Source organism: Acinetobacter junii, from assembly GCF_018336855.1.
In the GTDB taxonomy this organism is placed as follows: Bacteria; Pseudomonadota; Gammaproteobacteria; order Pseudomonadales; family Moraxellaceae; genus Acinetobacter; species Acinetobacter junii.
This window is the reverse complement of sequence record NZ_CP059558.1, coordinates 2,473,830-2,494,723: the sequence shown is the minus strand read 5'-3', so window position 1 is coordinate 2,494,723 and position 20,894 is coordinate 2,473,830. Positions and strand designations below refer to the sequence as shown.

The window sequence follows — 20,894 nt, the reverse complement described above, 5'->3', positions numbered from 1 at the left end:
ATTATTAAATAGAATTTCTCATAATAAATAGATCGGACTACATTGAAGTATTAATTTGTCTAATTTAGAAATTTTCGCCGTTTTAATTAGTATTATTGGCGTTAGCTTAACCATAAAGCGAAATATGTGGTGTTGGGGATTTAATGTATTCGCATGTGTTCTCTATGCATATCTTTTTTTTAATTTTAAGCTCTATGGAGAAACGATTCTACAGTTCTTCTTTGTAGGTATGAATCTATATGGATTGTATGTATGGCTGACAGGAAAACGCCAAGATCATGAAATTCGCATTGAAACAATAAATATAAAATCGATGTATCTGCACATAATTTTAGCGTCGATTGGTGGTTTGTGCTTCGGTGTGTTTCTTAAACAATTTACGGATGCATCTGTTCCAATGCTGGATTCACAGTTAGCAGCATTTAGTTTACTAGGAACCTATTGGACAAGTCGAAAATATATTGAGACTTGGATTTTATGGATCGTCGTTGATATTGTTTATGTGGGTATGTTTATCTATAAAGAGTTACTGTTAACAGCAGGCTTGTATGCTGTATTTGTAGGTTTAGCGGCTTATGGTTGGTGGCAATGGCAACAGGTAAAGCGCAATCAAATTGCGATGTAAGGAAATGGGTAGTCTGAAACTACCCATTTTTTGATTTATTGTGCAGAGGTAGTTAAATAACTTTGGACCGCTTTGCGCCCAATAGCTGGATCATCAGTAAATACACCGTCAACACCTGCTTTAAAGTAGAGTTGCATTTCTTTGATAGAGCCAGATTCACAACGTTCGTCAGCTTTTGAGCTGCATTTTAATGATTCAGCTAAGAAATTATTCTCAGGTCTGAAAGTATAAGGATGAACCTTTAAACCGACTTGGTGTGCATCTTTTACAAAGGATGTGGTTTCAGTCATGCTTGCATCTTTAAAGACATATACTTTCCATGGTCCAACACCATTTGCATAGCTTGCCACTTCTTTTAAGCCTTGAGCGGTTGCCATATCTCCATATGTTGTCGAGATTTGTTTAGCAACATAGTCTGCTGGTCGAGCTGATTGTTCATCGTAAAGCTGGATGAGTTGTGCGTGTTTGAGGCTCTTGTGCAAATCTAACTGTTGTTTAAGGTATTTTAAATTGCTTACTTCAAATGATTGAAGATAGATTGGAGCAATATCTCGACTGTATTTATATTTAGATAAAGTTTGAAGTAAACGATCTTCCATTGCTAGATTTTGATTTTGGAAATACGTTGGATGTTTCGTTTCTATATATAAGCCGACAATCTTGCCGGTTTTTTTGTAATGAGCATCAGCAAGTTCAATAATTTGCTCTAGAGTCGGAACTGGATATAAATCATTGTATTTAGTATTTTCTGGTCGATACTGTGGAATTCGTTCACGCGCTTTCAGTTGCTGTAGCTCATTTAAGGTAAAGTCTTCTGTAAACCAGCCTTCAATACTTACGCCGTCAATGACTTTAGTTTTTTTACGATTAGCAAATTCTGGCAATTCTGCAACATTGGTTGTTCCACTAATTTCATTTTCATGACGTGCGACTAACACACCATCTTTGGTCGAAACTAAATCGGGTTCAATGAAATCTGCACCATCTTCGATAGCTTTTTGATAGGAGGCGAGTGTGTGTTCTGGGCGTAGGGCACTAGCACCACGGTGACCAACTACTAAGATTTTCGGTAGCTCATAATTCGGTTGTTTGGAGTTGGTTTGATCATTATTGTCATCATTACAACCAACTAAACTGAGTAAGCTCAGGCAAATCACTGCTTTTTTTAACATAAATTGACTCTTTCATTTTTTAATTAAAGCAGTCAGTGTGCAAATTAAATTTATCAAACGGATGACAGTAAGATGATAATTTTATGAATTTTTTATAGATAAAAATAAACCCAGCTTAACCTCTTGATCAAACTGGGTGTAAAAATCATTTTCTTAAGATTTATTTTCCCAATAGGGCCAATTTACCTCAGGTGTGAAACGATAATCTTGATCTAACCAATACGAATGATTGGAAGAGGATTTATCTTTTAAGCCCATGATATGCATTAAATTCTGATCCAGTTCAGCAGTATTGAGATTTGTATCTTTATTTACGCCTGTTAAATTTAACTTATCCGACCACATGATGACAGGAACTTGGTAGCCTGCTTTGGTCGTTGGGCTATGACCAGCATAATCTAGTTCATGTCCAACTTCATTGCCGTGATCTGAAACTACCGTGAAAGACCTAAAATCAGGTAAATGATCAGCTCTTAAAGTGTCCAGCATTTTTGCCAATAAATGATCTTCATATAGTACTGCATTGTCATAATCATTACGTAAGGAACGAATCCAAGGATCGATATTTCGTGCTTTTAAATCTGATTCAACACGATCATTACTATTACTATTAAATTTATTAAATGCCGTTGGGTAGCGTTCTTGGTAATTAGGATGAGTCCCGATCAAATGTAAAATAATAAGTTTCTTTTCGACGGGATCAGCAAGTGCCTGCTGGTAAATAGGCAGTAAATTTTCATCTAAAGATGAGCTGCTACGACCTGAACGGGTATTTTTATAAATGGCTTGATCCGCATAAGAGCCAAATAATGATGATAGATAACTATCATCTTGATTACTTAGCCAATAAATTTTATATCCTGCTGCTCGAGCATAAGCCAATACACTTTCGGGTGAATATTTATTATGTTCTGATGCAGGGCTTTCAGTCAATAAAACACGTAAAGCATTGATGGTGGAAGGCGATGGAGAAAATGCATTACAGAAAACTTTGATCTCTGAAAGTCGTTTATTTAACTCAGGAGTGGTATCCCTAGGATAACCGCAAATGCCAAGATTTAAACTGGTTAAGCTTTCTGAAAGTACTAGGACATGGGTTTGTTTACCTTTCGCCTGTCGCGTCATGACTAGATTTTTTTCAGCACTTAGATCCCATTGCTTATGTACATTCTTATGTTGTTTTACTCGCCCACGGAAATCTTGAATCTTTGTTTGATATTCTGTCCAAAAAATAAGAGGATGCACCTTGCGAGAAGGTTTCATCAAATAGCTAGTCAGACTTAATACGGTAAGCAAAATGATAAATGAGCGAAAGATTTTACTTTGCCAAATTTGCTCTACATGCTGAACTTTAATTAATTTAAAGACTGCAAAACTATGTAATGCGATGAGAATCATTAAACTGATAAAAACAGTAGATACTGCGACTGAATGAAGTTGTAGAAATTCCCAAATTTCTTGGCGATTAGTATTGGCAATCGCTTCAATAATAAAGTAGGCTTCACTATCACTACTGAAAAGAAACCATGTACTTGATCTGAGCAGTGAGTCGAGTAAAAAAATAAACCACCACAACAAAGAAAAAATATACCAGTATGTATTTCTTCGTGTGATTGCAAAGTAAGTAAAAATAACGCCTGGTAGGGATAAAAAACCTAGACGTAAACCATCTGATAGGTTTCCTGCAACAATTAACAAACCACCTGTAACGAGAGCAGGCAGCAGAATAAGTAGCAGAATATTAAAACTTTTTAAGCTTGCCGTCATAAATGTCAAGTACAATAGGAGAGAGAGCCGAACACGCTAATATCTGTGGAAGTTCAAGACCTGTCAATCTGTATTTGTGAAGTATTTGATTGTGCAGTAAATTAATTTTAAATGTATGATCTTCATTTCATAATGCTTCATACATTTAAGATGTGAACCTTGTAATAAAATCCATTATTTCTCCTCATTTCCTCCGATTTGAAATGATATGTTAAAAGGCATGGTGTTTGCTTAATTGTTCAGTAATGATCAAGAACTGAACTACTCTTATTAGTCTCATTTAACAATTGACTGTTTCAGAAAATGGAATGAACAGCCATGCTATCCAAGTTTTTTATTGAGCGACCAATTTTTGCCACCGTACTCGCGATTATCGTTATGGCGGTTGGTATTTTTTCGATACAAAAGCTCCCAGTTGAGCGATATCCAGATATCGCACCTCCTCGAATTACTGTTTCTGCAACTTATAGTGGTGCAGATGCTCAAGCTGTTGAAGACAGTGTGACGCAAGTGCTTGAACAACAGATCAAAGGAATCGACAATTTACTGTATTTTAGCTCCAGCAGTGATGCGAGTGGTAATAGCCGAATAAGTTTGTTCTTTGAACAGGGCACAGATCCAGATCAAGCACAAGTCCAAGTCCAAAATGCAGTTAATGGGGCAATAAATCGTCTGCCTGAAGATGTTCAACGTCAAGGGGTGAACGTACGCAAGTCACTAAGCGATTCATTTATGGTGATTGGTCTAGGTGATAAATCTGGACGTTCAACAAATTTAGATATTTCTGACTATTTGACCAATAACTTTGAGCTTAATTTGAGCCGTATTGAAGGGATTGGTGAAGTTAATATTTTTGGTTCGCAGTATGCAATGCGAATTTGGTTGGATCCACAAAAACTACAGAGCTATCAATTACAAGTTAGTGATGTTCGATCAGCATTAGAAAATCAAAATACTCAAGTAGCTGCAGGTGCAATTGGAGAACTCCCTTCAGTTGAAAATCAATATCTGAATGCGAAAGTTACCTCAGGGTCTTTGTTACGAACACCTGAACAATTCGAAAACATCGTCGTAAAAGCAAATAATGATGGGCAATTTATTTATCTAAAAGATATCGCACGCGTTGAAGTAGGAGCAGAAAATTATCAGGTTTTTAACCGTTTAAATGGTTATCCAGCATCAGGTCTTTCGCTGTCATTGACCGTTGGTGCAAATGTAATGCAAGTTGCTGATGCAGTATATAAAGAGGTCGCTCGATTAGAAAAAGCATTACCTGAAGGGTATTTTGTGGTGTATCCACGTGATGATACTCCTTTTGTAAAAGAGTCTATGTCACAAGTGGTTTCGACATTAGTTGAGGCAATTATCCTCGTTGTCTTGGTGATGTTTATCTTCCTCCAAAACTGGCGAGCAACACTTGTTCCTGCTGTGACCGTACCCGTTGTAATTTTGGGGACGTTTGCTGTTTTATCTGTTTTAGGGATGAGCATTAATACCCTGACATTATTTGCGATGGTATTGGCAATTGGCCTGTTGGTCGATGATGCGATTGTTGTGGTTGAAAACGTTGAACGTCTTATGCACGAACAGCAATTAAGTGCTAAACAAGCTTCGATTCAGTCCATGCAGGAAATCAGTGGAGCATTGGTCGGGATTACTTTGGTTCTAACTGCGGTTTTTATTCCGATGTCATTCTTTAGTGGAGCAACAGGGATTATCTATCGACAGTTTTCGATAACCCTTGTCGTTGCCATGGTGCTATCACTTTTTGTTGCTTTGATTTTGACTCCAGCGATGTGCGCCATTTTACTCAAACCACAACAGAAACAGGCGAAATGGGCGATCTGGTTCAATAACAGTTTGGACAATATCAAAACGCGTTATTTGAAGTTTTCAAGTAAGGTTATTGGTTTTAAAGTATTTTCTTTAATCGCGATTGTTGGCTTAATTGCAAGTTTTGTTTTGGTTTATCGAATTCTTCCGACGAGTTTTCTACCTCAAGAAGATCAAGGTTTGCTAGGAGTGCAATTTACGCTTCCTCAAGGTACACCGATGAGTAAAACAGAAGCGGTAGGTAAGACCATTTCTGATTATTTCCTTGAAAATGAAAAAGCAAATTTGAATGGTGTCATGGTCATCCATGGTCGAAATTTCTCTGGTACAGGGCAAAACCTTGGACAAGCATTTATTTCTCTTAAACATTGGGATGATAGACCCGGTTCAGAAAATAGTGCTCAACAGATTCGTGCTAGAGCGATGCAATATTTTTCCAAAAATAATCAAGCGCGAATCATGGTGATCATGCCTTCAGTGATTCGCGGTTTAGGTAACTCAGACAAAATGGATTTCTGGCTTCAGGATACTCAAGGTCTGGGGCGGGATAGTCTTGTGAAGTCTTTTGAGGCTTTACAACAGCAGGGCAATCAACAGGATTCAGTAGAGAATCTCGATAAAAAAAGCAATGATGATCAAGCCGTATTAAATATTAAGATCGATTATAAGGCTGCGATGATTCATGGTCTTAATGTAAATGATATTAACCAAACTTTATCTACTGCTTGGAGTGGAAGCTATATCAATGACTTTATTGATCGTGGACGGATCAAACGCGTCTATTTACAAGGTGATGCACCATATCGTTCAAAGCCTGAGGATCTAAACTATTGGTATGTAAAAAATGCCAGTGGACAAATGGTGCCTTTTACTCAATTCAGCCAAATAGATTGGCAAGGTGCACCACCGATGTTAGAGCGTTTTATGGGTTACCCTGCGATCAATCTCGAGGCTGATGCAGCTGCTGGTTTTAGCAGTGGGCAAGGCATGCAAGCGATTCAAACTTTAGTAAATCAAATGCCCGAAGTCGGATTGGAATGGAGTGGTCTATCCTATCAAGAGCAACAATCGAGTAATCAAGCGATTTGGTTATATCTGGTTTCAGTCGCGTTTATTTTCCTTTGTTTAGCAGCACTTTATGAAAGTTGGTCTATTCCATCTGTTGTGATGGCAGCCATACCTTTAGGAATTGGAGGAACGATTATCTTTAGCTATCTGTTTGGCTTTGCTAATGATATTTATTTTCAGATTGCACTATTAACCACGATTGGTTTGTCATGTAAGAATGCAATTTTGATGGTTGAGTTCGCAGCAAGCTTACAGCAACAGGGTCGCAATAGTTTAGATGCAGCATTGCATGCGGCAGGTTTACGTTTAAGACCGATTCTGATGACATCAATTGCTTTTGGTGCGGGTGTTATCCCATTAATGTTTTCAACAGGAGCAGGAGCGCTGAGCCGACAAGCGATTGGTTTTAGTGTGTTTGGCGGTGTGGTTTTTGGAACTGTTTTGGTGCTGATATTTATTCCATTTATGTACGTGTTAGTCACACATTACTTTAAGCCTAAAATGAAAACTGCAAAATTATAGATTATTAAAATTTTAAGTTTTACGGATGAACAATTTGATAGGGGGTATTTTACCTTTGACTCAAATTGTTCATTTTTGTTGTGTAGGTTGAGTAAAAAAAGAAATATTTGTAGTATTGCCCTGCCGTATAAGCGGTTCTAAGAGGTTTTGTTCCCTAAATGGACATACACAGTTGTGATTTATTCATAATTTCACATTTTATTATTCATCAAAATCAGGATGAAGAACTCTTATTGTCAGTCAACTAAAGGACTGTACAGTACTCTTCATTGCTGATTATTTGTAGTGAAGAGATCCACATGAGCTATAACAACTTTTTATATTTATTAAGCGACGCGTTAAAAAATAATCATATCGAACTCGCTCTAGCATCGCTAAAAACATTTCGCCCTGTTGATATTGCAGATGTATTGACCCAGTTATCTTTAGATCAAAGTCAATTATTATTGACCCATTTGCCTGATCGTGCCTACGTGTTTTCATATCTAGCACCGAATGAACAAGTCAAATTAGCAAAAGCTATGCCACGAAATACCTTGGCTGAAATCATAGGTGAAATGTCATCTGATAAACGTGCAGATGTATTTAAGTGTTTGGATGAAGATCAACAAAATGCATTGTTGCCTGCACTCGCACAGGCTGAAAGAGAAGATATTCGCCAGCTTGCATCCTATCTAGAAGGAACAGCTGGTGCGATTATGAGTTCGGAATATGCAACCTTAAAACCCAATATGCAGGTCAATGAGGCAATCAAAATGTTGCGTTTAGAGGCCCCTGACACTGAGATGATTTATTTTGCATATGTTCTCGATGAAGCTAGAAAGCTTCTAGGTGTATTATCCTTAAAGCAACTCATCTTAGCAGCTGAAGATCAAAATATTAATCTACTTATGGAAACCAATGTACTCACAGCTTATGTCGATACAGACCAAGATGAGGTTGCAAAGACGATTGCACGTTATGATCTATTGGCATTGCCGATTATTGATCGCAATGGCATGATGGTCGGTATCGTGACCTATGATGATGCGATGGATGTTGCAAGTGAAGAAGCAACAGAAGACTTTTTAAAAGTAGGTGCAGTAAATGCATCATCAAAGCTTAGTATTAAATCTGCCCCGATTCTTCAGCTCTATCAAAAACGTGTCTTTTGGTTGGTGTTTTTAGTTTTTGGTAGTTTGCTTTCAGGTATCGGAATAGCACACTACGAAGATGTGATTGCCCAAAACTTAGTTTTAGTTTTTTTCTTACCGTTACTTGTGGGGAGTGGGGGAAATGCTGGTTCGCAATCATCTACTCTGATGGTGAGAGCTTTAGCGACAGGCGATGTCCAATTTAAAGATTGGTTTTACTTACTCGGACGTGAAAGCCTAGTCGCGTTGTGTTTGGGGGGAACAATGGCGATTGCCGTATCATTACTAGGTTTTTTTCGTGGTGATGAAATGGTGGCTTTAGTCCTTGCCCTAAGTATGATGGGAATCGTATTGATGGGGTGTTTGATTGGTATGAGTTTGCCTTTTATTCTGAATAAAGCTGGTTTAGATCCTGCAAGTGCTTCTGCGCCTTTAGTTACTTCGATTTGTGACGCGACAGGTGTCATTGTTTATTTGTTTATAGCTTCAATGATTTTATTCTAAATTTTAATAATAAATGTACCGACAAAATCTAAAAACTACTTTATTCTCAAGCATAAACGTAGTTTTTAGGTTAGATTGATGACTGGTCAAACAGAACAAAAAAAATTAACTCAACAGCAAGCAATCGCAGTCGAGCGAGATTTAGCTAAATTTGCCAACACAATGGATAGTTTAGTCCGAATTCCCTTCACGAAACAGGGCGTTGGTGCGGATGCTGCATTAAGCACAATCCCATTTGCAGGAGATATTGCGGGTTTCATTCTGACCATGTATGCCTTTAAAAAGGCAAAAGAAGTTGGTGTACCACAATATAAATTAGCTGGTGTAATTAAGCTTGCCATTCTCGATATGCTGGTTGGATTTGTACCGATTGTTGGGACACTATTTGATGTATTTATCCGTCCAAGTCGTAAAACATTAGAGATTGTGCATGACCACATCCGAGAGGAATACCAAGTGCATAGTGATATTCATGTGGTACATCCTTTTTTGCATGAGTCTTTGGAACAAAAGCAAAAGACCTCAGCATTTTGGCGTAATCCTATTGTAAGTTGGATTTGGTTACGTATTCCTGATCTATTAGGAATTGCTGTATTGATCTTACTGATTCTCGCTGTTTGGCTCGGTGTCAGTTATTTATGGCAACTTTATCAGTCATTCTAATCGGCTTAATTTGCACTCATAAATATAAATAAAGCCTCCATTAAGGAGGCTTTATTTTGTTTAATCTATTTGAATTATTGAACATTTAATTGTTGTAGAGCTGCTACACGTTGTTCAATACTTGGGTGAGTTTGGAATAAAGCCGCTAAGCTGAAACCTTGCTCTTTACCTTCAGTAATCGCAAAAGCTTTCATTTCTTTTGGCATTTGATCAGGCATTTCTGATTCTGCTTGTAAACGGAGTAATGCCGAAATCATGGCTTGTTTACCCGCTAAACGTGCTCCAGCCTCATCTGCGCGGTATTCACGTTGACGAGAGAACCACATCACAATCGTAGAGGCTAAAATACCAAATACGATATCGAGAACAATGGTAATTGCGAAGTAAGCAAGACCAGGTGCTTCTCCATCTTCACGACCAAAGACATTGCGGTCAATGAAATCGCCTGCTACACGTGCAAAGAACATCACAAAGGCGTTCACAACACCTTGTATCAATGCCAAAGTGACCATATCACCATTTGCAACGTGACCGATTTCATGTGCAAGAACCGCACGCAATTCATCTTTATTCATTCGCTCAAGTAAGCCAGTTGATACAGCTACTAAAGCGTCATTCTTGTTCCAACCAGTTGCAAACGCATTTGATTGGTATGACGGGAAGATACCCACCTCAGGCATTTTGATACCTGCGCGTTGGGATAATTGAGCAACTTCTTGTAACAACCACGCTTCAGCCTGATTTCGAGGCGCATTTGGGTCAATTAATTCAGTTCCAGTGGTTTTTTTAGCCATCCACTTCGACATGAAGAGGGAAATTAATGAACCCACCATACCAAAGACAAAACAGACGACCAAAAGGTTGCCTAGATTCAAGCCACCCGCGCCATGGTAACTACCGACACCGAAGAGTGACAAGATAATGCCAGCTACAACCAGTACCGCGAGGTTGGTTAGCAAGAACAAACCAATCCGCATCATTGAGAAAACCCTCATGTAAAGAAAAAGTAATCTGATTTATAAATTTAAATCATGATCATAATATGCAGGGCGATGCTTAAAAATTCAAGCAAAAAATGGGTGTAGATACATTAAGCTAATAAAACAATGAACTAGTATTTAAACAGTCACTTAGCGAGTGAGAAAGTTATAAAATCAACACTAAAATCATAGTATGAGAATATAGGCTAAACGATCATTCGCTAATATTTATTCGGGCTGATGCAGTTGCATTTGCTGTAGTATATGTACCTGATGGTGCATCAGTAAAAGTACCATCAGCTAGGGTAATGATTTGTCGATTATATTGTTTTGGTGGAGGACTCGGTTCGCTTCGTGGTGGAGTAGTGTAGTTCGCAGACTGAGCTAGTACTTGTCCACTTTGAGCAGACGATGAGTTACTCATGCCTAGACCAGAAGCATATAAGTTTTGATAACGACTGGTTACTCGACGGACATAATCTTGAGTTTCTCTAAATGGAGGAATTCCACCATATTTATCAACATTACCTTCACCAGCATTATAGGCTGCAAGTGCAAGTTGAGTATTTCCATTAAATCTTCGTAGTAACCAACTCAGGTATTTTGCGCCAGCATATATGTTTTGTTGAGGGTCATATGCATTACTTACATTAAAACGTCGAGCCGTTGCTGGCATGAGTTGCATTAAACCTTGAGCGCCAACAGGAGAACGTGCGTTGATATTAAATCCTGATTCAGTATGCATCACGGCTTTGATTAATCCTTCTGCAACTCCATGTTGTTGAGCTGCTTGTCGAATTATTTGATCAAATGCATTTTTATTACGACTATAGCTAGGAAGTACTGAAGCTTCACTCGCACCCCAGTTACTATAACTGTGAATATTACTATCAGGATAATAAGTGGCTTTCACCACTTTGAGATGGCTATATTCTGCCTTTTTCTTATTGGTGAGTAGTGTAGTGCCGTTAGTATCTTTGAATTGATAAATGGTCTGACCAGCATATATTGCTGAGCAGGTCATTAAACCGACTGTCCCCAACCAAAGGGCGAAAAAATAATTTTTACTATCCATCGTTATAATATTCGCAAAAAAAGCATAATTTCTTCACAGCAGTTTAACAAAAAAAATCATAAAAAGAACTTTTGCTACAATTTTTTTAATTTTGACTGTCTGACAAAAATCAAGTCCTTTTGTGCGAATGTTCATCAAAAAAAATTAAATATTTTTTTTGAAAACGAAAACTTGACATATATAAGTAATTGATTTTGATTGTTAAAAAGTGTTGGTTAAAAAATGATCAATTTGATCGGAAGCCTTATTTTCAGCTAAAAGCAGTTTGTCAATAGCGAAGAAATCCACAATTTTATCCACAGGTTTTGTGGAAAACTGTGGAAAAGTTTGAAATATAAGCAATCTAGCTAAATATGATCAAATTTGATGCAGATTTAGTCAGTATCCTTTTTGAATATGACGAATGAAAGAAATTGAAAAATTCTTTTGGTGCGCAAATTTTCGGAATCGGATAAAATCTCGCGGTATTTTTGTTTATGGGTAAATCACGTCTATGTACGCGCCAGTGGAGTCCAACCAAGGATTTAATTTCAAGCCAGAACTTCCGACAAGTTCGGCGTATTATCGCCTGTTGAAAAAACTTCGTCGCCAAGTAGGGCATGCAATTCGTGATTACAACATGATCGAAGATGGCGATAAGGTAATGGTATGCGTGTCTGGAGGTAAAGACAGTTATACATTGCTTGATATCTTATTGCAGTTTAAGCGCATTGCACCGATCAATTTTGATATCGTGGCTGTGAATCTTGACCAAAAGCAACCTGGTTTCCCAGAAGACGTGCTACCACGCTATATGGAAGAAAATAACATTCCATATTATATCCTTGAGAAGGATACCTATACGATTACTAAGCGTTTAACGCCAGAAGGTAAAACGTATTGCGCCGTTTGCTCTCGTTTACGTCGTGGTTCACTCTATGGTTTTGCTCAAGAAATTGGCGCGACCAAAGTTGCATTAGGACATCACCGTGATGACATCATGGCGACATTCTTTTTGAACTTATTTCATGGCGGCAGTTTAAAAGCGATGCCACCAAAATTATTGTCTTCGGATAAAAAGAACATTCTGATTCGTCCATTGGCATATGTTGAAGAAAAAGACATCATCAAATATGCAGAGTTAAGAAAGTTCCCGATTATTCCGTGTAATCTTTGCGGTTCGCAAGAAAATCTACAGCGTGCGATCATCAATGACATGCTACGTGAATGGGATAAACAATATCCGAAACGTTTACATAGTATTTTTGGGGCATTACAGAATGTTTCTCCATCACAACTAGCGGACCGTGAATTATTTGATTTCGAGGCATTGGATAGTCAACGTGAGTTTGATATGAAAGATCCAGAAGAAATGAAAAATCGTCTCGATGTGGTGAATTTGAGTTTTGCTGCAGAGTAAAATGTAAAAGTTTTTTAAAAGGCACTTTGATAAGTGCCTTTTCTTTATAAATTTTTTAAAAATTGAATATCGCGTACAAAAAATCATAGCCTAAAATAAAAATTACATGCTATAACAGGGCACGAGCAAAAAGCTTCATGTGATGTCGTCTGGATAGATGGCACAAGAAACTGAACAAATACATTTGAGGAATAATCATGGCTGCATTTTTAACTGATGATTGGTTTGCAACTGTTGAAAAACTTACTGCTGAAGCAGGTGATTTAAATTTACCACCAGCACTTGCAAACTTAGCGATTAACTTAGTTGTAACAGATGCAGCTGGAAATACAGAGTTAGCTTTAGACGCTGGTAAAATCCAAAAGGGTTTATCTCCAAATGCTAAAACAACTTTAAATATGGATGCAGAGACTCTACGTAAAGTGTTCTTAGAGTTTGATATGGCAGCTGCTATGCAAGCATTCATGACAGGTAAAATTAAAGTGCAAGGCGACATGTCTCAATTGATGGCATTACAAACTGCTAAGCCTAGCCAAGAACAAAAAGATTTATTCAAAAAGGTTCTTGAACAAACTGCATAAGTTTATTCATAAAAAAAGCTTACCGTTGGTAAGCTTTTTTTTGCGCTGAGCATTTTAAACTTCGATACGATTACTCGTTTTTAGATGCTCTAGATATGTACGGATTCGGGTGACGTACTGTAATGCTTGCTTGTAACGACCATTACGCGCTTGATTACGCTGTAAATAGTCATATAGGTTTACCCATTGATTTGGGTTCTTACCTTGAGCCTTAATACGTTTTTGAATCTGATTTACTGCACCTGGTCCCATATTGTATGCAACCAGCGCATACCAGTTACGATCTGGATAGGGAACATTTTCATATTGATCTAACATAAGATCATAATACTTTGCACCGCCCTGAATGCTTTGTATTGGATCTGTACGGTTAGTTACACCCATAGCTTGCGCTGTGCTGCTCGTCAGCATCATCAAACCACGAACACCCGTGGGAGACACCGAAGTGGGTTTTAAATATGATTCTTGATAACCAATTGCAGCTAATAAATGCCAATCTAAATTATATTTCGCAGCACTTTGTTTAAAGCTTGCCTTATAGATTGGAAGACGCTGATTGAGGTCTTTTTGAATCGTTGACCAAGATTCAGGTTTAACGACATTACGATTATAAAAAGAGGCTAATTGCTGAGTTGTTCCTGACTGTTTGCTTTGGCAAACAAAACCACTCGCAGTTAAAGTCAGTGGATCGTCAGCTTGTTTAAACACCCAGTTTAATTGAGGGTTTAAACCATTTTTACTCAAAGTTGCTTGATCGCCACAACTTGCAGAAAAGGAAACAAGTTGTTTACTTTCTATCGTTGCAAGATTTGCTGTGGTCATTGCAAGATTTGCTTTGCCTTGAGCAATCCACTTTAAAGCAGTGGCATTGTCAGGTACGGTCTTAAAATCTAACTTTACGTTGAGACTTTGTGCGTAGTTTCGAGCTAAATCGTAACCGAAACCATGTAAAAATTCGCCGTCTTTAAAAACTGTGGTTGGATTTTCAACAGCAACCACGGTTAAAACTTTTGTCGTTACGACTGTGTTGTATTGATGAGATTTCTCAGCATTCAAGCTATTAAAAGGAAGGATTGCGAATCCTAAAGCTAAAGCTTGAAATGGACGTTTAGAAGATAAAGAGTTAAGGCTAGGCCTAGACCCAGAACTTGAATTACTGTGCATGTTGTCTCCGCTACAGATAATTTATGCCCTAAAAGCTCAGAAAACAAAAACTTCGCTTTTAAAAGTTGATAAATTCGATAAGGGGTGGGCAAGTCATGAACGTCATTCAAAATGACATTGGGTTGATCGGATATTTAATAAATGTTTCACAACATTTACAAAATGTATAAAAAGTAAACAAAAACTAACTTAGGGGCGCATATTAAGGGTCAAAAAACTGATTGTCAAATTTTGTACAGTAAAAAAATGAGAAATACATCACAACCGTCTGATTTGAAAAAGAATAAAATTTATACACTTTGGTGATGATCAAATAAGGAATACAATGCTAAATCTTGTAAATGGAATGTTGTAATAGCGTATTTTTATCTATGAAATCGAATTTAATTACTCGTACAGGACATGATTTATTGGTTGCCGAGTTGAAAAAGCTTTGGCATGACGAGCGACCTGAGATCACTAAAAAAGTAAATTGGGCAGCAAGTTTAGGCGATCGTTCGGAAAATGCTGATTATCAGTATAATAAACAATTGCTTAGGAAAATTGATCGCAGAGTTAGATATTTAGGAAAGCGTTTAGAAGAATTAAAAATCGTAGATTATGTCCCTGAGCAAGAAGGAAAAGTTTACTTTGGGGCTTGGGTTGAGATAGAGAATGATGCTGGCGAGCAAAAAACCTTACGTATTGTCGGTGTCGATGAAATATATGATCATCATCCACAACATATATCCATTGAATCACCAATGGCGCGTGCTTTATTGAGTAAACAAGTGGACGACGAAGTTGAGGTCATCACTCCTCTAGGGAAAAAACTTTGGTATATCAACTCAATTCGCTATGAAAAATCTCAAAATCAATAAATTTATAAGCTGTTGATTTTATTTTGAGCGTTCAGTGCATTATTTTGAATAAAAGATTTGCCAAGTTGAATTTTTATTTATATGATAGCCGCCATTGGAAGCGTGGCAGAGCGGTTTAATGCACCGGTCTTGAAAACCGACGAGGGTGTGAGTCCTCCGTGAGTTCGAATCTCACCGCTTCCGCCAAATATCGAAATAAGCCCTTGTTTTTACTAGGGCTTATTTTTTACTTGTGCATTTACCCCTCAACCTACCCCACATCAAATGTTGGATTAAATTAAATAATTTTGGATTGGTAAGGGCGGAATTGGAAAAGTAAGTTTAGCAGTTGGCAATTTCATCTAAGAATAATAGAGCATAAATTAAGATCAAATTTCCTTAATCGTTTTTTACTTTTCTGAAACGCATATTTTTTGCACTATATAAAAAAGTCCTCAGTCTCCGAAGAGAACTGAGGACCGATTTAACCTCGTATTACTATTTTTTTAATAAAGTTTATGTTCAATACGAACTGTTGGATTATGGTCATCAATTCGAATCCAGAAATCAGAACCAACGATTTGAGCTTTTAACACTTTCAATCGTTCTCCAACATAAAGCTGATTGTGATCGTAATAATTATGCTCTTGAGACTGATATAAGGGAAATACCCCTGCATTCATTGATGAGATCATTCCTAAAGCAACACAGTTTGCAGCATCGTCAATGAAGAATGGCTGCAGATCTGTGTACAGATTAGATTCTCTGAAATCTTGCCAATCTGAGGACTTCTTTTGCACAAAGAAAATCAGACGTAAAGTCTCACTGCCAAATATATTCATTTCACGTTTCGATAATATACCTAGCACATCATTATTCTTTCGATTCTGCCACACTCGCTTGATGATTGGCTTTGCTTTGTCAATTAGAATTTCCTTAGCTAATTGATCAATAAAATGCTCATCACCAAATTGAGGATATAAACCATTCACTTTTTTGCGTTGGATGACAAGAGAGTGAACCTCGAAGAGATCAGTTTCAGATGCAATGACATCCATAAAACGATCATATTGATTATTTACGTACGTAAATTTAGTATTCCAAGATTTGAATTGAGTTTGAAAGTCTCGCGTTGTAATCCTGACTTTAAAATCACTTAAAAAATGATTGATTATCGACTCATATTGAATATGATCGTTCACTGGTAAAAAAGGAAGATTATGGTTCCAGATTGTTTGTGCTAATACAGCAATCATTGGATTAATCTTAATGTTGGGGATTTTTTCCAATATAAGTGGATTTTGTCCGCAGTCACAGATTACAGGAAAAATCATTTGTCCTGCCTTGGTAAGATACAGATTCGGTCGAAATTGAGCATCAGTTGGTTGAGGTGTAAATATCCTCATATTTTTTGAAGACTGAATTTTCATTCCTGCCTTGAAGTAGTAATCAAGATTCCTACCATAATTGATTGGCAATATCTGTTGGTATATAGGTTGCTGTGTGAGTAGACTAACCTGAGTAGTTTGGTTGATGAAGTCTAGTGATGATAAGGTTTCTAGAGCATCTAACTGTTTAGTGAATTTCTTAGTCATGATGATTGCTCCATAGTATTATCATCGTTTTGAATTTCAATTTTAGATTGCTGACTTACTTTGCGTGGACGACCAACCTTGGGCTTTTCTCCAAGAATTTCACTAGACTGAAAACGACGGGCAGCTTTGAGATTTGAAAAGATGAAGAACTGATCGGCTTTACAGATGTAATCAAAAGTTTGAAATAAGTATTCCTGTTTTACTTTGTCTGAATGATGAATCATGCCTATGGCACAACGACGGTATGAATCTTTCTTCATATTGCAGATATAAGTTGTACCTTGTCCCTTGGTAATGTCTTCATTCCAGATTTCGGCAATTCCCTGCGCAAGCGTAATGTCTTCACGATGTTTGTTCCCATTGAAGTATAGGTAACTATGTATGTGGAAGCCTGTGCGTACTGAATACTCAAAACGGAAGATATAACCAATTACCTCCTTGAGGATGCGATTGTAGCGTTTCATTTTAAGTAGCTTCTGAATACACTCTTTGAGGTAGGCAAGGTCATCTTTCGAATGAATTTCATCTATCCGATAAAAATTCTTGAGCAAAGTTTTTGGATCACGCTTAAGAGCAAAATCTAAGCGGACCACAAGGACTTTGGAGAAATTATCAAATATCGATTTAGTAAGCTCAATACACCGACTTTTATTTTCTTGACAATTCGCGGCACGATCCCGAAGCTTGCGCTTGATTATGGGGTCTCTCATATAACGGCGAATTGAATTAGCAAAGTGGTTTACGAGTTTTACGTAGTACTCTAAGCCACTTTGATTTTCGGGATGAATGGACTTTCCACCCAGATGAATGACTTCAATTTCTTCAGATGTGAGTTGGCTGCGGACTGACTCAAAGGCCAACCATTCAACACCACCAATCAAAAAAGTAGGCAAAACGTAATACATAAGTTCACTTAAATGCCTGAGAAGCATTTGGGTTTCTTGGTCGCACTCCAAGTGATGGACAACTTTGTTAGGAGAAAGACGATGTTCTCTGATACGAATCACATCATCCTCGCGATCTTGCCATTTAAAAACTATTTCAACGGCTTTGATGATTTGCCCAGTCCAATAATCAGTATGGCATTGGATGAGTGTTTGTCGGGCATCATCGCTATAAGTGACGAATTGCTGATCCTCTTTGATTTGATCTAATAAAGCTAGATGAGCTAAAGGCTCATGAGTAAGTTGAGTTTGATTCAGTTTGACTTTTAGATTACGTTTAATACTCATTGTATATTCCTCTATAGGAGAGGCACATGACCAGCACAGAAATTAGGCATAGCTTTTCCTAAGGACACTGTTGTAGGCAGTGTCCACTTAGAAATGTGTGTTGATGACGTAGACGGATTGGGGAGCAGAGTGTTTTGAGATCAAGTACACTATTGTATCTACCAATCAATGAGGGACTAAATAAGCTTTAATCGATAACCAACACATTAGTTGGTTATTGTTAAGTATAATTAATCAATATATTAAATATTACTTAATTATAAATGGTATAAAACCGAAATTTAGTCTCACGGCATCATCGATAAGCTAAAGCCCAAAATATGCGGATCAGCGCGAGATTTTGGAAATGTTAAAACACGGAGTTAGCTCAACGAATCAGGTAGATTTCTTAATGCCGCTTTGGATTCAATCCATGCATCGATTTCTGATTCAAGCCAACCTACCATATGCCCCATTTTTAAAGGACGAGGAAATGTTGGGTCATAACGCTTCGATTTAGGATCTAGGCGATCATAAATACTGGAACGGGAAATACAAAGTTTTGCTTCCAGATCCTTTCGACGATAAATCTTCATAACAACTCCTGAAATGATAACGAAAGCCCCTTGCTTTCTTAGTTCAGAAGCATGGAATAAAAAAATTGGTATGTAGAGGATTGAAATGATTTTTACAATAATTAATCTAAGGTACTGAAAATTAGATTTTATTTTAAATAAATTTATTTTTGTAAGAATTTCTTGAATTTTTTTCTATAATATGATTCATCCAGGGTGAGGGAGTCAGGTTGTTCAAGTTTGAGAGCAAACTTCTGTATATCTACAATTTTAGAAGAAGTATCTTCAATGAGGTATTTGAGTGAACCCATATAGATTTGAGTTTGGGCTTCACCAAAGATCATGGGACACTCGATAGAGAAAGTAAAAAAAGAACTGTTTAAATGATCACGCAGTTTTCCTTCTAATTGCCGTAGTTCGGTCTCTAAAATTAAACAAAATTCTTTTAGTTTTGGTTTTAATATTTTGTTTTCAAATGTACAAGCAGAAAATTTTTGAAACGTCACAATCTGATTTTCTTCACAATAATTCATAAATAATTCGTCCTTTTGGCGGGCAAGGAATTGCTTTATAGTTGGTATTTTTGCTTGTTTTTTAAATGATGCTTTATACATTCTACTCTTATTATAAATGTCTTTAACCTCTGGATCTTGTAGATCAAGATGCTTTCCTGAAATGTTAAAAAAATGAGATAATATTTTGTGACGTGTTTTTTTTACCACTTCCTCTTGAAGTTGATTAATATCATTAAAGCTTTCATAAAAATTGAATATGAGGCTGAATAATGTTTGAATATCAGGCGGGAGTTCTTCTTTTGAAAATTTATGTATGATGGCATAATTCATTAATATATTTGATTGAAATTTTTGTATGCCTAAAGATTCGGAATAATTTGAAATATGCTTTAAATAAACTTGAAGAAGCATATCAACTTCATTGGCTATTTCATGAGCAATCTCTATTTGCCTTAATTGCTCACTGGTAAAAGGTTTCCAGTTTGGATCTATATGGAGATATTGGTGTGGAGGAGATGGGATTATGCTAGGTTCTTTTAGTTGAGAGAGCAGTGGTGAAGACATCTCATCCATGGTGATTTCTTATTTAAAATTAAGTTTAAATATTATACCACTTTTTGAACTTTGGTACGGTTGTATGTATTCGAAAAGATAGTGCTTACTTGATACGTTGCTGAGGCACAGACTTGGTAGGTAGGGATTGAAATTTAACGTTATTTCTATTTTTTTGCTGTTAAATGAATGACGGATTCTTTCTATTCAATAAGTTTCAAAAAATTATATGAAAATTCTAGTTTTTAAAGTAAGCACTTTTTTACATGAATTTATTTTATTAGAAAAAATTAATAAATTCTATTATTTTTATCACTGTTTTATACTATTTTTTATTCTGTGGGATTATTGTTTTTATATTGGTTTTTTGGGGGGTATTTTAGTTTGGCTGAGTGAAATGTTTGGTTAACTAAATGGAGTTGCTTGGGTTATGACTGCTGAAGAAGGGTGAATTCAAATATGAGGTGCTACAGTTTCAAAAGCCTTATGATAATCAACAAGCTGAGCGAACTTCTCTAATGGTGTAAGCCAATCTAACGCTTTTCTAGGACGAGTATTCAGTGACATGGCAACTTGATTTAAATAATGCTGATCTGCCTGATTCAAATAAATATCTTTGGGCAGAGTCAATTCTTGGAATAAGAAATGAATTAGGAGAAAAAATCAAACTAATTGATAAAATTGATCACAGAACACTTCAATGGTTACATGATGCAATAGCTGGCTAATTTCGTTTAAACTTTTTATCTAATCAGCTTGATCTTTTTGATAATTCCAGAATAAATACTAATATCGATGTTGAAATAGATTTCCTTCTGCAATGGCAGAACTTTTAAGTACAGAGTTAGATAATATTTTTTTAGAAGATCCTAAGTTGGTTAAAATTATATGTATAGCCGTAACATTTAAAAAAACAGATAAGCGTGGGTGTCAGGCAGAACATAATATTTATAGATTTACTTTACTAAGATACGAAAGTTTACTTGTAAAAAACAGAACAGCTGACATTTTTTGATTAACCCGCATTCTGTTTAAGCCAATCATTCCATTACTGGCTGTATCATTTCGAAAGTTACCCAGCATGACTCTGATCAGGTTCACAAGCCCCTGATATCCCCAAA

18 protein-coding genes, 1 tRNA gene and 1 pseudogene are annotated in these 20,894 nt (G+C 36.8%); 10 read left to right on the top strand and 10 right to left on the bottom strand.

Annotated elements, in window-relative coordinates; all coding sequences use genetic code 11:
- The first annotated feature begins 55 nt into the window (after window positions 1-55).
- A complete protein-coding gene (pnuC, locus tag H2677_RS11575) occupies window positions 56-625 on the top strand; it encodes a nicotinamide riboside transporter PnuC (protein ID WP_212638601.1) in 570 nt (189 codons plus the stop codon).
- Window positions 626-660: 35 nt separating this feature from the next.
- Here pnuC and H2677_RS11570 read toward each other — a convergent pair whose 3' ends face one another.
- Together H2677_RS11570 and H2677_RS11565 are read right to left on the bottom strand one after the other, a co-directional pair.
- Window positions 661-1,797, bottom strand: a complete 1,137-nt coding sequence (locus H2677_RS11570) for a glycerophosphodiester phosphodiesterase (RefSeq protein ID WP_004963513.1) — start codon at window positions 1,795-1,797, stop codon at window positions 661-663.
- 153 nt (window positions 1,798-1,950) lie between these two features.
- Window positions 1,951-3,564 carry a phosphoethanolamine transferase gene (locus tag H2677_RS11565; RefSeq protein ID WP_212638600.1) on the bottom strand — a complete coding sequence of 538 codons (1,614 nt, stop codon included), beginning with the start codon at window positions 3,562-3,564 and terminating at the stop codon, window positions 1,951-1,953.
- A 318-nt stretch (window positions 3,565-3,882) separates the two neighbouring features.
- Here H2677_RS11565 and H2677_RS11560 point away from each other — a divergent pair, with 318 nt between their 5' ends.
- The 3 genes from H2677_RS11560 (at window position 3,883) to H2677_RS11550 (ending at window position 9,287) form a co-directional block, all read left to right on the top strand.
- The gene (locus tag H2677_RS11560; RefSeq protein WP_212638599.1) at window positions 3,883-6,987 is read left to right on the top strand and encodes a multidrug efflux RND transporter permease subunit; all 3,105 of its coding nucleotides are present in this window, start codon (window positions 3,883-3,885) and stop codon (window positions 6,985-6,987) included.
- 299 nt (window positions 6,988-7,286) lie between these two features.
- Window positions 7,287-8,624 carry a magnesium transporter gene (gene mgtE / locus H2677_RS11555; protein WP_212638598.1) on the top strand — a complete coding sequence of 446 codons (1,338 nt, stop codon included), beginning with the start codon at window positions 7,287-7,289 and terminating at the stop codon, window positions 8,622-8,624.
- Window positions 8,625-8,702: 78 nt separating this feature from the next.
- Complete coding sequence (locus tag H2677_RS11550; protein ID WP_129263646.1) at window positions 8,703-9,287, top strand: DUF4112 domain-containing protein; 585 nt, start codon at window positions 8,703-8,705, stop codon at window positions 9,285-9,287.
- A gap of 74 nt (window positions 9,288-9,361) precedes the next feature.
- Here H2677_RS11550 and htpX read toward each other — a convergent pair whose 3' ends face one another.
- Together htpX and H2677_RS11540 are read right to left on the bottom strand one after the other, a co-directional pair.
- Window positions 9,362-10,267: a protease HtpX gene (gene htpX / locus H2677_RS11545; protein ID WP_004908232.1), complete on the bottom strand. Its 906-nt coding sequence runs from the start codon at window positions 10,265-10,267 to the stop codon at window positions 9,362-9,364.
- Between the two features lie 214 nt (window positions 10,268-10,481).
- On the bottom strand, window positions 10,482-11,342 hold the full coding sequence (locus H2677_RS11540) for a lytic transglycosylase domain-containing protein (RefSeq protein WP_099949001.1): 861 nt from the start codon (window positions 11,340-11,342) through the stop codon (window positions 10,482-10,484).
- A 493-nt stretch (window positions 11,343-11,835) separates the two neighbouring features.
- Here H2677_RS11540 and ttcA point away from each other — a divergent pair, with 493 nt between their 5' ends.
- Together ttcA and H2677_RS11530 are read left to right on the top strand one after the other, a co-directional pair.
- Window positions 11,836-12,741: a tRNA 2-thiocytidine(32) synthetase TtcA gene (gene ttcA, locus H2677_RS11535; protein ID WP_004908226.1), complete on the top strand. Its 906-nt coding sequence runs from the start codon at window positions 11,836-11,838 to the stop codon at window positions 12,739-12,741.
- Between the two features lie 197 nt (window positions 12,742-12,938).
- Window positions 12,939-13,322, top strand: coding sequence for an SCP2 sterol-binding domain-containing protein (locus tag H2677_RS11530; RefSeq protein WP_004676693.1), 384 nt, complete (start codon window positions 12,939-12,941; stop codon window positions 13,320-13,322).
- A 54-nt stretch (window positions 13,323-13,376) separates the two neighbouring features.
- Here H2677_RS11530 and H2677_RS11525 read toward each other — a convergent pair whose 3' ends face one another.
- Window positions 13,377-14,486 (bottom strand): transglycosylase SLT domain-containing protein, encoded by a 1,110-nt coding sequence (locus tag H2677_RS11525; protein WP_004908222.1) that lies wholly within the window; start codon window positions 14,484-14,486, stop codon window positions 13,377-13,379.
- Between the two features lie 371 nt (window positions 14,487-14,857).
- On the opposite strand from H2677_RS11525, the gene greB reads away from it, so the two are divergent.
- Window positions 14,858-15,346: a transcription elongation factor GreB gene (greB, locus tag H2677_RS11520; RefSeq protein WP_004908219.1), complete on the top strand. Its 489-nt coding sequence runs from the start codon at window positions 14,858-14,860 to the stop codon at window positions 15,344-15,346.
- A gap of 96 nt (window positions 15,347-15,442) precedes the next feature.
- A tRNA-Ser gene (locus H2677_RS11515) sits at window positions 15,443-15,532 on the top strand.
- Between the two features lie 299 nt (window positions 15,533-15,831).
- On the opposite strand, the gene H2677_RS11510 is transcribed toward H2677_RS11515, so the two are convergent.
- The 5 genes and pseudogenes from H2677_RS11510 to H2677_RS11490 form a co-directional block, all read right to left on the bottom strand.
- Complete coding sequence (locus H2677_RS11510; RefSeq protein WP_212638597.1) at window positions 15,832-16,920, bottom strand: hypothetical protein; 1,089 nt, start codon at window positions 16,918-16,920, stop codon at window positions 15,832-15,834.
- On the bottom strand, window positions 16,917-18,152 hold the full coding sequence (locus tag H2677_RS11505; RefSeq protein WP_212638596.1) for a YagK/YfjJ domain-containing protein: 1,236 nt from the start codon (window positions 18,150-18,152) through the stop codon (window positions 16,917-16,919). The genes H2677_RS11510 and H2677_RS11505 overlap by 4 nt, the downstream gene beginning before the upstream one ends.
- A 362-nt stretch (window positions 18,153-18,514) precedes the next feature.
- A complete protein-coding gene (locus tag H2677_RS11500) occupies window positions 18,515-18,727 on the bottom strand; it encodes a helix-turn-helix transcriptional regulator (protein WP_125298282.1) in 213 nt (70 codons plus the stop codon).
- A gap of 143 nt (window positions 18,728-18,870) precedes the next feature.
- Window positions 18,871-19,794 carry a hypothetical protein gene (locus H2677_RS11495; protein WP_212638595.1) on the bottom strand — a complete coding sequence of 308 codons (924 nt, stop codon included), beginning with the start codon at window positions 19,792-19,794 and terminating at the stop codon, window positions 18,871-18,873.
- 432 nt (window positions 19,795-20,226) lie between these two features.
- A pseudogene (locus H2677_RS11490) lies at window positions 20,227-20,397 on the bottom strand (IS30 family transposase); the annotation flags it as partial.
- On the opposite strand from H2677_RS11490, the gene H2677_RS11485 reads away from it, so the two are divergent.
- Complete coding sequence (locus H2677_RS11485) at window positions 20,334-20,501, top strand: hypothetical protein (RefSeq protein ID WP_212639627.1); 168 nt, start codon at window positions 20,334-20,336, stop codon at window positions 20,499-20,501. The pseudogene H2677_RS11490 and the gene H2677_RS11485 overlap by 64 nt on opposite strands.
- Before the next feature lie 92 nt (window positions 20,502-20,593).
- Window positions 20,594-20,788, top strand: a complete 195-nt coding sequence (locus H2677_RS11480) for a hypothetical protein (RefSeq protein ID WP_212638594.1) — start codon at window positions 20,594-20,596, stop codon at window positions 20,786-20,788.
- Window positions 20,789-20,894 lie beyond the last annotated feature (106 nt).

Coding starts and splice junctions, on each gene's coding strand:
- H2677_RS11570 (WP_004963513.1), bottom strand. CDS start 1,797: ATGTTAAAAAAAGCAGTGATTTGCCTGAGCTTACTCAGTTTAGTTGGT.
- H2677_RS11565 (WP_212638600.1), bottom strand. CDS start 3,564: ATGACGGCAAGCTTAAAAAGTTTTAATATTCTGCTACTTATTCTGCTG.
- H2677_RS11560 (WP_212638599.1), top strand. CDS start 3,883: ATGCTATCCAAGTTTTTTATTGAGCGACCAATTTTTGCCACCGTACTC.
- mgtE (WP_212638598.1), top strand. CDS start 7,287: ATGAGCTATAACAACTTTTTATATTTATTAAGCGACGCGTTAAAAAAT.
- H2677_RS11550 (WP_129263646.1), top strand. CDS start 8,703: ATGACTGGTCAAACAGAACAAAAAAAATTAACTCAACAGCAAGCAATC.
- htpX (WP_004908232.1), bottom strand. CDS start 10,267: ATGATGCGGATTGGTTTGTTCTTGCTAACCAACCTCGCGGTACTGGTT.
- H2677_RS11540 (WP_099949001.1), bottom strand. CDS start 11,342: ATGGATAGTAAAAATTATTTTTTCGCCCTTTGGTTGGGGACAGTCGGT.
- ttcA (WP_004908226.1), top strand. CDS start 11,836: ATGTACGCGCCAGTGGAGTCCAACCAAGGATTTAATTTCAAGCCAGAA.
- H2677_RS11530 (WP_004676693.1), top strand. CDS start 12,939: ATGGCTGCATTTTTAACTGATGATTGGTTTGCAACTGTTGAAAAACTT.
- H2677_RS11525 (WP_004908222.1), bottom strand. CDS start 14,486: ATGCACAGTAATTCAAGTTCTGGGTCTAGGCCTAGCCTTAACTCTTTA.
- greB (WP_004908219.1), top strand. CDS start 14,858: ATGAAATCGAATTTAATTACTCGTACAGGACATGATTTATTGGTTGCC.
- H2677_RS11510 (WP_212638597.1), bottom strand. CDS start 16,920: ATGACTAAGAAATTCACTAAACAGTTAGATGCTCTAGAAACCTTATCA.
- H2677_RS11505 (WP_212638596.1), bottom strand. CDS start 18,152: ATGAGTATTAAACGTAATCTAAAAGTCAAACTGAATCAAACTCAACTT.
- H2677_RS11500 (WP_125298282.1), bottom strand. CDS start 18,727: ATGAAGATTTATCGTCGAAAGGATCTGGAAGCAAAACTTTGTATTTCC.
- H2677_RS11495 (WP_212638595.1), bottom strand. CDS start 19,794: ATGGATGAGATGTCTTCACCACTGCTCTCTCAACTAAAAGAACCTAGC.
- H2677_RS11480 (WP_212638594.1), top strand. CDS start 20,594: ATGGCAGAACTTTTAAGTACAGAGTTAGATAATATTTTTTTAGAAGAT.